This window comes from Mesorhizobium sp. M1D.F.Ca.ET.231.01.1.1 (genome assembly GCF_003999155.2).
Lineage (GTDB): Bacteria > Pseudomonadota > Alphaproteobacteria > Rhizobiales > Rhizobiaceae > Mesorhizobium.
Genome location: NZ_RZOZ02000001.1, coordinates 57,725 through 70,421 on the forward strand (window position 1 = coordinate 57,725; position 12,697 = coordinate 70,421).

Genomic DNA, 12,697 nt, shown 5'->3' on the forward strand with positions numbered 1-12,697 from the left:
GAATTCCCCCATCATGCGAAGATTGTAGCTCGGTAAAAAATGTCAAGGCGCGCCGCGGCCACATCGGCGTGATGCGACGCCCGATTCGATGGCGGGCGCCTCACCGTCGCCCCGGCAGCATCGCGGCGCGCAGCTTGTTGTCGCCGCTCGCCGAGGCCGCTTGCCGGCCCCGGCGCCTGCCGAGCAGCTTGCATTTGTCCGCGAAGGTCATCAGCGCGGCGTGCCCAGCAGCAGCTTGTGAAGGGCTGCCTGCGGGTCGCTCGGCGGCGAAGCCGGCCAGCCGAGATCCTTCTGGACATGCGCGGGCAGGTCGTTGAGCGCGCGGATCGCCTTGTTGCGGGCATGGGCGTGCCGGATGGCAACACCGAAGCGGCCAAGACTATCGAACATCGACATTGTGGTTCCTCCGGAAGGTCGCGCTGGCCCGAAGACATTTCACGCCAGCCCTTCGATGGCGGGCTAAATGCGCCCGGCATGTTTCCAGCGGATTTCACCAAAACAGCATTTCGGTTTCCGGATCGGGCCGATCCGGAAACATTTGCATGCAAATGAAATCGAAATGCGTTCCGGTGGGAGGTCGGCCTATTCGCGGCCGCGTCGCGCCGCACGCTCCTCGCGCGAGCGCCGGCGCGGGGTGGCATCGCGCGCCGCGCCATCCTCGCTCGTTGCCTTGCGCGGCGGCAGCTTCACCGCGGCGGCCAGCTTCGGGAACGGATCGATCTTGTTCGGCAGCGCCATGGCGTAGACGAAATGCTCCTGGAATTTTGGTTCCAGCGCGGTCTCGATCTTCTCGATCCTGCTCACCGTCTCCTCGATCTCACGGCGGTAGCCGCGATTGAGGAGCGCCATACGCGCGCCGGCACCGGCGGCGTTGCCAACGGCCTTGACCTTGTCCAAGTCGCAGTCGGGGATCAGTCCCAGCACCATGGCGTATTTCGGATCGATGAAGGAGCCGAAGGCGCCGGCGAAATGGATGCTGTCGACATGGTCGGCCTGCTGCTTTTCCATCAAAAGCTTGGTGCCGGCATAGAGCGCCGCCTTGGCAAGCTGGATGGCGCGCACGTCGTTCTGGGTGATGGTGATCTTGGGCTCGCCGTCCTTCAGCACGTAGGAGAAGGTGCGGCCGTTGGCGACGATGCGCGGCGAGCGCGCGCCAAGCGAACCGTCGACGACGCCATCTTCCGAGATGATGCCGGCGAGATACATCTCGGCGATCACTTCGATGATGCCGGAGCCGCAAATGCCGGTGACGCCGGTCGCCTGCACGCTTTCGGCGAAGCCAGGCTGGTCGGACCAGAGCTCCGAGCCGATGACGCGGTAGCGCGGCTCCAGCGTCTCGGGGTCGATGCGCACGCGCTCGATGGCGCCGGGCGCGGCGCGCTGGCCGCCGGATATCTCCGCACCCTCGAAGGCGGGACCGGTGGGGGAGGAGGCCGCCACCACCCGCGTGGAGTTGCCGAGCACGATCTCGGCATTGGTGCCGACATCGACGATCAGCATCATCTCGTCCTGCCGATGCGGACCTTCGGAGAGGGTGACCGCGGCGGCATCGGCGCCGACATGGCCGGCGATGCAAGGCAGCATATAGAGGCGCGCGCCCTGGTTCAGCTTCAGGCCGGTGTCGGAGGCTTTGATGCGCACTGCGCCCGAAACGGCCAGCGCGAAAGGCGCGCCGCCGAGCTCGGTCGGATCGATGCCGAGGAACAGATGATGCATGATCGGATTGCCGACGAACACCGCGTCGAGGATGTCATTGCGCTGCACATTGCCTTCCGCGCAGACCTTGTCGACGAGGCCGGAGACGGCCTCGCGAACGGCGACCGTCATGCCTTCGCGGCCGTCCGGGTTCATCATCACATAGGATACGCGGCTCATCAGATCCTCGCCGAAGCGGATCTGCGGATTGGACGTGCCGGAGGAGGCGGCGACGCGGCCCGACAGCAGCGACACCAGATGCATGGCGATGGTGGTCGAACCGATGTCGCAAGCGAGGCCATAGGCCTCGTTCTTCAGCCCGGGCCACAGCGCGATGACGCGCGCAATGTCGCTGTCGGCATCCTTGTGAATGGCGGCGGTGGCGGTCCAGTTGCCCTTGCGCAGGATGCCTTGCACCTGCGGCAGCAGATAGAAATCGAATTCGAGGTTCTTGAAGCCCCAGTCCTTCATCAACGCGATCTTCAGCCGGTCGAGATCGCCGAGCGGCTTGTGCATGTCTGGCTCTTCGATCTCGACATAGCAGATGCGCACCGCCGTATCGCGGGCGATGACCCTGGTGTCAGCATCCTTGCGGATGGTCTGGGCATTGATGACCGTGTCCTGCGGCACGTCGATGACGAGGTCGCCGAGGATCTGCGCCGAGCAGGACAGGCGGCGGCGGTCGGGCAGGCCGCGGACGCGCTCGTAGCGCTCTTCCTTGGCGCCCTTGGACGAGATGTGATCGTTGGACGAGACGATCTTGTGCTTGGCGAAGTTGCCTTCCTGCACCTCGATCTGGCAGCGCCCGCAGGTGGCGCGGCCGCCGCACACGCTCTCGACATAGACGCCGAGCTGGCGCGCCGCATCGAGCACCGGCGTCCCAATAGGGAACCGCCCGCGCTTGCCTGACGGCATGAACAGCACGAGCGGGTCGGTTATGTTCGGGGGAGGGTTCATATGCGAATACCTCCCTCTGTCGAAAACGTCACAATCTTTACCTTATGCCCTCGCCATGCGGGCCTCTCGGCCGCCGCGGCGGCGACCACCGGCAGCGGCGGCGCCATCGCCAGGGGCGGTGACCGCAACCGGAGCCGCGACCGCATGGCCGCCTTCAGCCGGCTTGTAGTCCTTGTAGGTGCGAATCCAGGTGGTGCAGTTCTCGTCGGTGCCGTTCAGCACGTTGGCGCCGCGCACGGCCTCCATCTCCTGCGGGCGGACCGGGTTCATGATGGCGCTCGTCATGCCGGCGCCGATCACCATCGGGATGAAGGCGGCGTTGATGCCGTGGCGATGCGGCAGGCCGAAGGAGATGTTGGAGAGGCCGCAGGTGGTGTTCACCTTGAGCTCCTCGCGCAGGCGGCGCAGCAGCGCGAAAACCTGGCGGCCGGCATCGCCCAGCGCACCGATCGGCATCACCAGCGGGTCGACGACGACGTCGTGCGAGGGGATGCCGTGATCGGCGCAGCGCTCGACGATCTTCTTGGCGACGGCGAAGCGGACGTCCGGATCCATCGAGATGCCGGTCTCGTCATTGGAGATGGCGACGACCGGAACGTTGTATTTCTTGACCAAGGGCAGGATCGCCTCGAGCTTTTCTTCCTCGCCGGTGACGGAGTTGACCAGCGGGCGGCCCTTGGCGACCTTGAGCGCCGCCTCGATCGCGGCGGTCACCGAAGAGTCGATCGACAGCGGCAGGTCGACCAGGTTCTGCACGATCTCCAGCGTCTGCACCAAGAGCGCCGGCTCGGTCGCATTGGGGTCGACGGCGGTGACGCCGGCATTGACGTCGAGCATGGTGGCGCCGCAGGCGGCCTGTTCCAGCGCATCCTTGATGACGGTCTCGAAATTGCCGGCCACCATCTCGGCGGCAAGCTTCTTGCGGCCGGTCGGGTTGATGCGCTCGCCGATCACGCAGAAGGGCTGGTCGAAGCCGATGACGATTTCTCGGGTCGCCGAGGCGACGATGGTACGGGTCATGCGATCTCTCCGTCGGGATATAAAGACTTCTTTATATCGTTATCTGATCTCTTTCAAGCGGAAGGGTGCAGGCAGCGCCCTCAGACACTAAGTTAATCTATGTCGTTGTCCCAAAACCGGTTCCCGCTTTTGGGGCGACATACATCAATGCGCGGTCTTCACCATATCCACCTGGGTTTCGGTAATTTCGTCATGCAGGATGTGGTCGAGCCGCTCGGCGACGATCTGGTCGTCGCGGCGGATCTCCCGCTTCCAGGGCCGGCGGCCTTTCAGCACGCCGGATTCATCGACGATCTCGGCGACATACTCTTCCTGGCGGTAGGCCATCACGTGGACGCCAGCGACGCCCGGGATTTCCTTCACCTCGTTGATGATGTCGATGCAGAGCTGCTTGCCTTCCTTCTTCTGGTCCTGCGCGCCTTCGAGCCGCTTGATCACCGCCTCGGGGATATGGATGCCCGGCACGTTGGAGCGGATCCATTTCGCCGTCTTGGCGGAAGCGAGCGGCCCGACGCCGCACAGGATGAAGACCTTTTCCGTATGCCCCAAGTCCCGCGCCTTCTGCATGAAGGTTTTGAACATCGGCACGTCGAAGCAATACTGCGTCTGCACGAACTGCGCGCCGGCGGCGATCTTCTTGCCGAGATGGATCGGGCGGAAATCGAAGGGCGGCGCGAAGGGGTTGACGGCGGCGCCGAGGAAGACCTGCGGCGGCGTGGTCAGCTTGCGGCCGGACAGGAACTTGCCGTTGTCGCGCATGATGCGGATGGTTTCGAGCAGCGACATGGAATCGAGGTCGAACACCGGCTTGGCGCCCGGCTGGTCGCCGGCCTGCACGCCGTCGCCGGTGAGGCACAGCATGTTGGCGACGCCCATCGCCGCGCCGCCCAGCACGTCGCCCTGGATGGCGATGCGGTTCTTGTCGCGGCAGGCGATCTGCATGATCGGGGCATAGCCCATGCGGGTGAGCAGGGCGCAGATGCCGACCGACGACATGTGGCAGTTGGCGCCCGAGGCGTCGACCGCGTTGATGGCATCGACCCAGCCGTCGAAGATCTTGGCGCGGTTGTAGACGTCTTCCGGGTCGGCGCTGTCGGGCGGGTTGAGCTCGGTCGTCACCGCGAACTCGCCGCGGCGCAGCACGCGCTCCAGCCGGCCGCGCGAGGTGTGGCCGGGCAGGGGATCGAGCGGCAGGTGGATGCCGGCCGGGTTCTCGTCGCGCTGGCGGGCGCTCATGCCGAAGCTCCGGTGTTCTGGGGGTTCTGGGCGGTTTCACGTGCTGCAGCGGCCTGCGCGGTTACCCTGAGCCAGGCCGAGGTTTCGCGCAGCGACTGGTCGACCGGCTTCTGCACGTTGAGGATATTGTCGCCATGCACCATGTTGCGGGAGCCTTCCCAGGCCTTGACCCAGACGCAGGGCATGTCCGGCTCGACCTCGCAATTGCCGTTGGCGCGCACGCCGCCGCAAGGGCCGTTGCGCAATTGCTTCGGGCAGTTCATCGGGCACGACATGCCGGTCGAGGAGAGGATGCACTGGCCGCACATGCGGCAGTCGAACATGAAGCCCTTGACGCGTTTCTCGACGAATTTGACGGGGACCTCGACACGGCCGTAGCCGATGCCTTTCCACAAGGGATGCAAGAGCAGGAAGACGTCGGCGAACCTGCTGTAGAACCATTCGAGCAATCGCGAGTGCCGGATCGACCACAATCGCACGGCAAAAGTGCGCTGGACGCGCCGCTGCGGCGACACGTCGGCAGGCTTGTAGTCGGACTTCGGCGCTGCCTTCTTGACCAATGTAGCCTGGGTAACCGCCGGCTGCTTCTCAGACATTTTCTTTCCCGCCAGCCTTGACCAGAGCGACCAGCCGCTCGCGGTCATATTTCGCGTCGAGTTCGTTGAACGCCTTCTCGACCTCGGCTTCGATGTCGTCGCCGACCTGAACCGGCTCGGCCTTGCGCCATTCGGCCAGGTAGTCGTCGGTGCCGCCGGCGCCGGTGCGCATGGCGCACATGTCGATCGCCTCGGTGAAGCGCAGCGGCAGCTCGCGCTTGGCGTTCTGCCGGCCCTTCTTGACGATGACCTGCGCAGGGATGTCGCGCCAATAGACGACGATCAGATCGGCCATGAAACTCTTGCTCCTTGATGCTGCGAGCATTGCCGCAAGCGCCATGAGGCCGCTTGTTATGGGACGACGCGCGCGCCTTCAAAAGCGACGCAGCCGAGGACGTAAAGCGAACGCTGAAATTCGACGCCGGCTGATTACCAGACGCGCTTCGTCAGACCCGTCCAGAGATAGAACCAGATCGTCGGGTGGTACCATTGCTTCGACGGCAGGCCGGGATCGATCGTCGCAAGCTTTCCAGCCACCGCGTCGCTCACCGCCTCGGCGCAGATGTCGCGTGAAAACGCCGCCTGCCGCAGCGCGTAGCTGGCGATGGTGTCGCCGCGCTTCGGCTCGCCGCGCGCCTGCTTCAGCACGCCGCCGGTGTCGACGCCGGCATCGACCAGATGCACGGTCGTGCCGAAATTCCGAGCGTCGCCGGAGGCCAGAGCCCAGTAGCCGCCATTCATGCCGCGATATTTGGGCGCGATGCCGGCGTGGTAGTTGAGCACCGGGCAAGGCATGTTTGCCAGCGTGTCCTTTGACAGCAGCCGGCAACCGGCGAGCAGCACGACGCCCGGCCTTATCTTCCGGATCGCCTCAAGGCATTCCGGTCGGTCGGCCGAAGGCACATGGACGATCGCCTGGCCGGGGCGAGGCTCGGTCTCGAGCTTCTCCTCGGCAACCAGGCGCGCGGCGTGACCGCCAAGGAAGCGCTTGCCGAGCCTGGTCAGCACCATGGTGCCGAGCTGACCGATGGCCGAGATCCAGCCCTGGCGGCGGGCGCGGCCGAGCAGCAAACGCTTTTTCGATTCAGGCGTTTCGAGGATGACGCTGACGGGGCCGGCGCGATCGGCAAGCGCATTCACGATGGCCCAGATATGGGGGCCGCCTTCGGTGACGACCACGATCGGTCGAGGACTGGATTCCAACGCTGCCATGGCAAGCACCCGCTCTGAAAACCGGGCGGATGCTATGCGGGGTGGGTTAATCCTTGGTGTGCCAGGAGCCCGTCAGGACGCTCTCCTCAGCGCTTGAATTCCATGATGTCGAGCTTCGATTCGTAATAGGGCGCGGGGAATTCGATGCGCCATTCGGTGGTGCTGTTGCGGAAGGCGTAGCCGACCTGGTCGCTTTCGGGACCGCTGCCATAAGGCTTGGCTTTGTCGTCATTGACCGAGAACGAGCCGAGATAGATGGCGCGCTTCTCGCCGTCGTCGAAGAAGCGGCCCATCGTGCGCTGCGAGCCGCTGGTCTTTTGCAGCCGCCAGCCGGAGCCGTCGTCGGTCACCTTGCATTTGAACCAGCCATAGATGACGAGCGGGCTCAAGCCGCCGGCTTTGATGGTGCGGCATTTCCAGTTGCCGGTCAGATCCTTGTCGGAGAAGGCGATCAGCGGCTTGGCGAGCAGCGCGTCCAACTGCTTCACCTCGGCCGGATCGCCGGCCTTCGCTTCCTCGAGGGCGACCTTGCGCGTCTCGCCATATTTGTCGAGCCGTGCCTTGTCCGCGGCGGTGATCAGCTTCTGTACCTCGCCGTCGGCATGGGCCGGCAGGGCGAAGCCGATCAGGCAAAGAGCGGCAAGCAGGAGGCGAGGGGTCATGGATGCGTTTTCCCGGATCGGTGGCTGGAACAGTTGTTTTGTCTTCTGGCGTACAACTTACCGGTTCGCGGGCTGCTGTCATCCATGCTTAACAGCGTTGGGAGCGGAAATGGCGGTTTGATCGATGCGTATCTTGCTCACGGGATCGTCCGGCTGGCTGGGCAGTGCGCTTGGCCCCCGGCTCGACGCGCTCGGCCATGAGGTGATCGGCCTCGATCCTGTTGCCTCGGCGCGCACGCAAGTCGTCGGCTCGATTGCCGACCGCGAGCTCGTCTTCGGAACCGTCCGCGAGCACCGCATCGAAGCTGTCATTCACAGCGGCGCGCTGCACAAACCGAACATCGAACATTACGAGAATGCGGACTTCGTCGCGACCAATGTGCAAGGGACGCTGAACCTGCTCGACGCAGCGGTGGCGTGCGGCATCGACCGTTTCGTTTTCACCTCGACGACATCGCTGATGATCTCGCAGGCGATTCGCGCCGGTTTCCAGGGTGGCGCGCGCAAGGCTGCGTGGTTGACCGAGGACATGTCGCCCGAGCCGCGCAACATCTATGGCGTGACCAAGCTTTCGGCGGAGCATCTTTGCCGTCTTTACCACATCGAGCATGGGTTGCCGGTGGTGGTGCTGCGCACGGCGCGCTTCTTTCCCGAGGCCGACGACATGGCGCACGCCATCGAGCAGTCGGACGCCAACACCAAAGCGAATGAATTGCTGTTCCGCCGGCTGACGGTCGAGGACGCGGCCCAGGCGCATGTTCTGGCGCTGGAGAAGGCGCCGCAGCTCGGCTTTGACCTCTTCATCGCCTCGGTGCCGACTCCGTTCCGGCCGGAAGACTGCGCCGAGCTGATCGCCGACGCGCCAGCCGTCGTCGCGCGCTATTTCCCGGATTACCCGAGGCTCTATGCGAGGAAGGGCTGGACGATGTTCTCCTCGATCGACCGCGTCTACGACCCGTCGCGGGCGAGGGAGAAGCTGGCCTTCGTCTGCAAGACGAGTTTTGCTGATGTGCTTGCAGCGCTGGAAGCGGAGGCGTGAAGGTAGTCAGGCGCTGGCCGCCGCCCGCGCCAGCTCGCCTGTCAGGTCGCCATAGCCGGTCGAGCGGCGCTCATAGGCGAGGCCGAGCATGGCTGCGGCCTTTTCTGCGACCTTGTCGAGCTCCGGATCGTCGGTCTGGGCAAGATAGATCAGCTTCTCGTAGTTGCCGAAATAGTCCTTGATCAGCTCCGGATGCCTGTCCAAGCCGAGCGGCTTGATGAAGAAGGCGTCGAACTGGCGGCAGAGGAAGTCGGTCATGTAGAACGACATCATGTCGCCGTCGGCGACCTTCGCATAGACGTCCATGCCCTGGTAGAAGGCAAAGCAGTGCGGGCCGGCCATGCGCTCGACGCCGTGCTTCTCGATGACGCGGTCGAGCAGGCCGCCGGTGCCGCAATCGGCATAGCCGACGAAGATATGCTGGTAGCCTTCCGCCTTCGCTTTCTTGATCGCCTTGTCCATCGCCGGCGCGATGCGGTCGGGATAGAAATGGAACTCGGCCGGCAGGCAGGTCAGCTCAAGATGGTCGAGCTTTAGCTGTTGCTTGACGGCCAAAACTTCGCGCGCAATCATCCCGCAGGCGATGACGAGCAGCCTGTCTGTTTGATTCGGTTCCATTTTTTGCGTTTTTGCCAAGTCGGGCCGGCTTTCGCTGCGGGGCTAATTTCTGTCCAGGGAGACACCATCCATGAAACTGCTACGCATCGCGCCGATGGCCATCCTTGCCTGCGCGCTTGCACTCACGGCTTGCGCCAACACCATCCGGGGCGTCGGCAAGGACGTCAAATCGACGGCAAGGGCGGTCAAAGACACTGTCGCCAACTGATTCACGCTCGTCCATCATCTGGGAACAAAAAAGCCGCGCTGCAAGGCGCGGCTTTTTCGATCCATCCTGATGCCTTGGATCAGGCGGTAGCGCGAACGTTGTGCTTGCGCTTCATGAAATCCTTGGCGGTCTCGACGGCAACCGCCGCGTCGCGGCAATAGGCGTCGGCACCGACGGCCTTGCCGAATTCCTCGTTGAGCGGCGCGCCACCGACCAGCACGACATAGTCGTCGCGGATGCCCTTTTCCTTCATCGTGTCGATGACGACCTTCATGTAGGGCATGGTGGTGGTGAGCAGCGCCGACATGCCGATGATGTCGGGCTGGTGCTGCTCGATCGCTTCGAGATATTTCTCGACGGCGTTGTTGATGCCGAGGTCAATGACGTCGAAGCCGGCGCCTTCCATCATCATGCCGACGAGGTTCTTGCCGATGTCGTGGATGTCGCCCTTGACGGTGCCGATCACCATCTTGCCCTGCTTCGGCGCGCCGGTGGCGGCAAGCAGCGGGCGCAGGATGGCCATGCCGGCCTTCATGGCGTTGGCCGAGAGCAGAACTTCCGGCACGAACAGGATGCCGTCGCGGAAATCCTCGCCGACGATGCGCATGCCTTCGACCAGGGCTTCGGTCAGCACCTTGTAGGGCGCCCAATTGCGCTCGAGAAGGATATGGGTGCCTTCCTCGATCTCTTCCTTAAGCCCGTCATAGAGGTCGTCGTGCATCTGCTGCACAAGCTCCTCGTCGGAAAGCTCGGAAAGGATGATCTCGTCGTCGGACATTTTTCTCGGGCTCCTTGCTGCTCGGAATGACTGCGGCAGCCTAAAAATCGATGCGCCAATACCTAACCCGCGAGGGCGAGGTAGCCATAGCTGATTTGCGACTTCCCGCAAAAGGAAAGCGACTGAAAAGTTGGCGCTTTTCTTGTCGATTTTGCGACAGCCGTTGGCGCTCACGGGCCGTTTCGAATAGGGTGCATGGCTACGATCCGGCGAGAAGCAGCGGTATGCGGCCGCGAGCGAATTCATTCAGCACGGTTTCAGGGAAGAACGATCATGAGCGAGAACGCGGCAGTCGAGCAGGAGCCGACAGGCGGACGGCGCGGACGCGGCGCAAGCAGCGGCGCGGCGGCGCGGCGTGCGGCGCGCTCGGGCGGCGGGCCGGGCACCCAGCTCACCTACATCAAGCGCAAGATCAACGTCTATGAGGTCCTCAATGAGGAAGGCTTGGCGCTGATCGAGAAGAACACCGACACGGTGCTGGAAGAGATCGGCATCATCTTTCGCGACGACGCCGAGGCGCTGGCGCTGTGGAAGGAAGCCGGCGCCGACGTCAAGGGCGAGCGCGTGCATTTCCCCAAAGGACTCTGCCGCTCGCTGCTCAAGACCGCGCCTTCGATCTACACCCAGCATGCGCGCAATCCGGAGCGCTCTGTGCAGATCGGCGGCAATGCGACTGTCTTCGCCCCGGTCTACGGCCCGCCCTTCGTGCGCGATCTCGACGGCAATCGCCGCTACGCCACGATCGAGGATTTCCAGAATTTCGTGAAGCTCGCCTATATGGCGCCGTCGATCCACCATTCGGGCGGCACGGTGTGCGAGCCGGTCGACGTGCCGGTCAACAAGCGCCATCTCGACATGGTCTACTCGCACATCCGTTATTCGGACAAACCGTTCATGGGCTCGGTCACCGCGCCGGAGCGCGCGGAAGACACGGTGGCGATGGCCAAGCTCGTGTTCGGCGACGATTTCGTCGAGAACAACACGGTGCTGACCAGCCTGATCAACGCCAACTCGCCGATGGTGTTCGACGAAACGATGCTCGGCGCGCTGAAAGTCTATTCGCGCCACAACCAGGCCTGCATCGTCACGCCGTTCATCCTGGCCGGCGCGATGAGCCCGGTGACGGTCGCCGGCACGCTGACACAGGTGCTCGCCGAAGTGCTGGCCGGCGCCTCGTTCACGCAGCTCATCCGCCCCGGCGCGCCGGTGCTGTTCGGCACCTTCGCCTCGTCGATTTCGATGCAGTCGGGCGCGCCGACCTTCGGCACGCCGGAGCCGTCACTGGTCTCCTATGGCGCGGCGCAGCTTGCCCGTCGCCTCGGCTTGCCGTTCCGCACCGGCGGCTCGCTCTGCGCCTCGAAGATCCCGGACGCGCAGGCGGCCTATGAGAGCGCCAACACGCTGAACTCGACGATCCTTGCCGGCGCCAATTTCGTGCTGCATTCGGCCGGCTGGCTCGAGGGCGGCCTCGCATCCTGCTACGAAAAGTTCATGATGGACATCGATCAGCTCGGCATGCAGCAGAAGTTTTCGGAAGGCGTCGATCTGTCGGAGAACGGCCAGGCGATGGATGCCATCCGCCAGGTCGGTCCGGGCAGCCACTATCTCGGCTGCGACCACACGCAGGCGAATTTCCAGACGGCCTTCTACCGCTCCAACATCGCCGACAACAATTCCTACGAGCAGTGGCTGGCCGAGGGTGAGAAGACCGCGCCGCAGCGCGCCAACGAGCTTGCCCGCCGCTGGCTGGAAAGCTACGAGGCGCCGCATCTCGATCCGGCGATCGACGAGGCGCTGAAGGACTTCATCGCCAAGAAGAAAGCCTCGATGGCCGACGCCTTCACTTGAAAGGAGCCCGAGTCAGGCCGGGCTAAAGTCGCCAACATCATCCACAAGGAAGTCTGGCGGAGCGCGTTCTCCGACCCGGACCGGAGGGGATGATTCTTTCGCGCGGCACGACTGATGGGGTCGCGGCCGCGCTTGCCGCCCATGGCCTGATCCTTCGCGGCGGCTTCCGTTTCGCTCGCGATGAAGGTGTGCCTGCGGGGCTTTCGGGTGCGCTAGCCAAGTCCGCGCTCCTGGTCGGGCAGGCGGGCGCTGCACCCTGGCCGCATTTCCAGCGCTGGCTCGGGCAGCAGGCGAAGGGCATCGCCAATCCACTCGACACGTGGTCGCGCGAAGTGATCGGCAGGGTCGCGCAACAGTTCGGCGCCCGCGCCGTATCGCCCTCCGACCGGCCCTATCTGCCGTTCCAGCAATGGGCGATGCGGGCGGAAGGTCTGAAGCGGTCGCCGCTCGGCATCCTCATGCATCCAACGTTTGGGCTTTGGCATGCCTATCGTGGGGCCTTGTTGTTCGAGCAGGAGATTTTCCTCCCCGAACCTGAGGAAACGATTCATCTCTGCGACACATGCGCCGAAAAACCCTGCGTGAAATCCTGTCCGGTCGATGCCTATTCCGAGCAGGGTTTTGCCCATGACGCCTGTCTTGGCCATGTGCGTGGCGCCAGAGGCGGGCCTTGCCGCACCGGCGGCTGCCTCGACCGCAATGCCTGTCCGTATGGCACGGACTATCGCTATCCGCCGGAAGTTCAGGCCTTTCACATGGCGGCGTTTGCGCGCCTGTAGGATCGGGGCCGTCCACACGAAACCTTGAACGGCGGGCTCCGGGATTGTC

General features: G+C 64.1%; 13 protein-coding genes and 1 pseudogene. 4 read left to right on the forward strand and 10 right to left on the reverse strand.

The window, feature by feature from the left end:
- Window positions 1-210: 210 nt before the first annotated feature.
- From EN874_RS00275 to EN874_RS00310, 8 genes and pseudogenes are all read right to left on the reverse strand, one after another.
- Window positions 211-396 carry a hypothetical protein gene (locus EN874_RS00275; protein ID WP_127428288.1) on the reverse strand — a complete coding sequence of 62 codons (186 nt, stop codon included), beginning with the start codon at window positions 394-396 and terminating at the stop codon, window positions 211-213.
- Between the two features lie 186 nt (window positions 397-582).
- Window positions 583-2,759 (reverse strand): annotated as a pseudogene (locus EN874_RS00280) (ASKHA domain-containing protein).
- Complete coding sequence (locus tag EN874_RS00285) at window positions 2,695-3,672, reverse strand: methyltetrahydrofolate cobalamin methyltransferase (protein ID WP_127428290.1); 978 nt, start codon at window positions 3,670-3,672, stop codon at window positions 2,695-2,697. The pseudogene EN874_RS00280 and the gene EN874_RS00285 overlap by 65 nt, the downstream one beginning before the upstream one ends.
- Window positions 3,673-3,816: 144 nt before the next feature.
- On the reverse strand, window positions 3,817-4,908 hold the full coding sequence (locus EN874_RS00290) for a methylenetetrahydrofolate reductase (protein WP_127428291.1): 1,092 nt from the start codon (window positions 4,906-4,908) through the stop codon (window positions 3,817-3,819).
- Window positions 4,905-5,504, reverse strand: coding sequence for a methylenetetrahydrofolate reductase C-terminal domain-containing protein (locus EN874_RS00295; RefSeq protein ID WP_126088681.1), 600 nt, complete (start codon window positions 5,502-5,504; stop codon window positions 4,905-4,907). Before EN874_RS00295 ends, EN874_RS00290 begins: the two co-directional genes overlap by 4 nt.
- Window positions 5,497-5,799, reverse strand: coding sequence for a virulence factor (locus tag EN874_RS00300; protein ID WP_127428292.1), 303 nt, complete (start codon window positions 5,797-5,799; stop codon window positions 5,497-5,499). The genes EN874_RS00295 and EN874_RS00300 overlap by 8 nt, the downstream gene beginning before the upstream one ends.
- A gap of 134 nt (window positions 5,800-5,933) precedes the next feature.
- Window positions 5,934-6,716 carry a formyl transferase gene (locus EN874_RS00305; protein ID WP_127428293.1) on the reverse strand — a complete coding sequence of 261 codons (783 nt, stop codon included), beginning with the start codon at window positions 6,714-6,716 and terminating at the stop codon, window positions 5,934-5,936.
- A gap of 86 nt (window positions 6,717-6,802) precedes the next feature.
- A complete protein-coding gene (locus tag EN874_RS00310; RefSeq protein WP_127428294.1) occupies window positions 6,803-7,378 on the reverse strand; it encodes a DUF4893 domain-containing protein in 576 nt (191 codons plus the stop codon).
- A 124-nt stretch (window positions 7,379-7,502) separates the two neighbouring features.
- On the opposite strand from EN874_RS00310, the gene EN874_RS00315 reads away from it, so the two are divergent.
- A complete protein-coding gene (locus EN874_RS00315; RefSeq protein WP_127428295.1) occupies window positions 7,503-8,417 on the forward strand; it encodes an NAD(P)-dependent oxidoreductase in 915 nt (304 codons plus the stop codon).
- 6 nt (window positions 8,418-8,423) lie between these two features.
- Here the strand turns inward: EN874_RS00315 and EN874_RS00320 are convergent, their stop codons facing one another.
- Window positions 8,424-9,053 (reverse strand): DUF1638 domain-containing protein, encoded by a 630-nt coding sequence (locus tag EN874_RS00320; protein WP_127428296.1) that lies wholly within the window; start codon window positions 9,051-9,053, stop codon window positions 8,424-8,426.
- 52 nt (window positions 9,054-9,105) lie between these two features.
- On the opposite strand from EN874_RS00320, the gene EN874_RS00325 reads away from it, so the two are divergent.
- Window positions 9,106-9,243, forward strand: a complete 138-nt coding sequence (locus EN874_RS00325) for an entericidin A/B family lipoprotein (protein ID WP_081296086.1) — start codon at window positions 9,106-9,108, stop codon at window positions 9,241-9,243.
- Between the two features lie 79 nt (window positions 9,244-9,322).
- On the opposite strand, the gene EN874_RS00330 is transcribed toward EN874_RS00325, so the two are convergent.
- A complete protein-coding gene (locus EN874_RS00330) occupies window positions 9,323-10,021 on the reverse strand; it encodes a B12-binding domain-containing protein (RefSeq protein WP_126088687.1) in 699 nt (232 codons plus the stop codon).
- A 273-nt stretch (window positions 10,022-10,294) separates the two neighbouring features.
- Between EN874_RS00330 and EN874_RS00335 the strand changes: the two genes are divergently transcribed.
- On the forward strand, window positions 10,295-11,869 hold the full coding sequence (locus EN874_RS00335; protein ID WP_127428297.1) for a trimethylamine methyltransferase family protein: 1,575 nt from the start codon (window positions 10,295-10,297) through the stop codon (window positions 11,867-11,869).
- A gap of 89 nt (window positions 11,870-11,958) precedes the next feature.
- Window positions 11,959-12,648 (forward strand): 4Fe-4S dicluster domain-containing protein, encoded by a 690-nt coding sequence (locus EN874_RS00340; RefSeq protein ID WP_127428298.1) that lies wholly within the window; start codon window positions 11,959-11,961, stop codon window positions 12,646-12,648.
- Window positions 12,649-12,697 lie beyond the last annotated feature (49 nt).

Excerpts from the sequence above, each read along its gene's own strand:
- EN874_RS00330 (WP_126088687.1), bottom strand. The coding sequence starts at position 10,021 with ATGTCCGACGACGAGATCATCCTTTCCGAGCTTTCCGACGAGGAGCTT.
- EN874_RS00275 (WP_127428288.1), bottom strand. The coding sequence starts at position 396 with ATGTCGATGTTCGATAGTCTTGGCCGCTTCGGTGTTGCCATCCGGCAC.
- EN874_RS00325 (WP_081296086.1), top strand. The coding sequence starts at position 9,106 with ATGAAACTGCTACGCATCGCGCCGATGGCCATCCTTGCCTGCGCGCTT.
- EN874_RS00315 (WP_127428295.1), top strand. The coding sequence starts at position 7,503 with ATGCGTATCTTGCTCACGGGATCGTCCGGCTGGCTGGGCAGTGCGCTT.
- EN874_RS00285 (WP_127428290.1), bottom strand. The coding sequence starts at position 3,672 with ATGACCCGTACCATCGTCGCCTCGGCGACCCGAGAAATCGTCATCGGC.
- EN874_RS00340 (WP_127428298.1), top strand. The coding sequence starts at position 11,959 with ATGATTCTTTCGCGCGGCACGACTGATGGGGTCGCGGCCGCGCTTGCC.
- EN874_RS00295 (WP_126088681.1), bottom strand. The coding sequence starts at position 5,504 with ATGTCTGAGAAGCAGCCGGCGGTTACCCAGGCTACATTGGTCAAGAAG.
- EN874_RS00300 (WP_127428292.1), bottom strand. The coding sequence starts at position 5,799 with ATGGCCGATCTGATCGTCGTCTATTGGCGCGACATCCCTGCGCAGGTC.
- EN874_RS00335 (WP_127428297.1), top strand. The coding sequence starts at position 10,295 with ATGAGCGAGAACGCGGCAGTCGAGCAGGAGCCGACAGGCGGACGGCGC.
- EN874_RS00310 (WP_127428294.1), bottom strand. The coding sequence starts at position 7,378 with ATGACCCCTCGCCTCCTGCTTGCCGCTCTTTGCCTGATCGGCTTCGCC.
- EN874_RS00305 (WP_127428293.1), bottom strand. The coding sequence starts at position 6,716 with ATGGCAGCGTTGGAATCCAGTCCTCGACCGATCGTGGTCGTCACCGAA.
- EN874_RS00290 (WP_127428291.1), bottom strand. The coding sequence starts at position 4,908 with ATGAGCGCCCGCCAGCGCGACGAGAACCCGGCCGGCATCCACCTGCCG.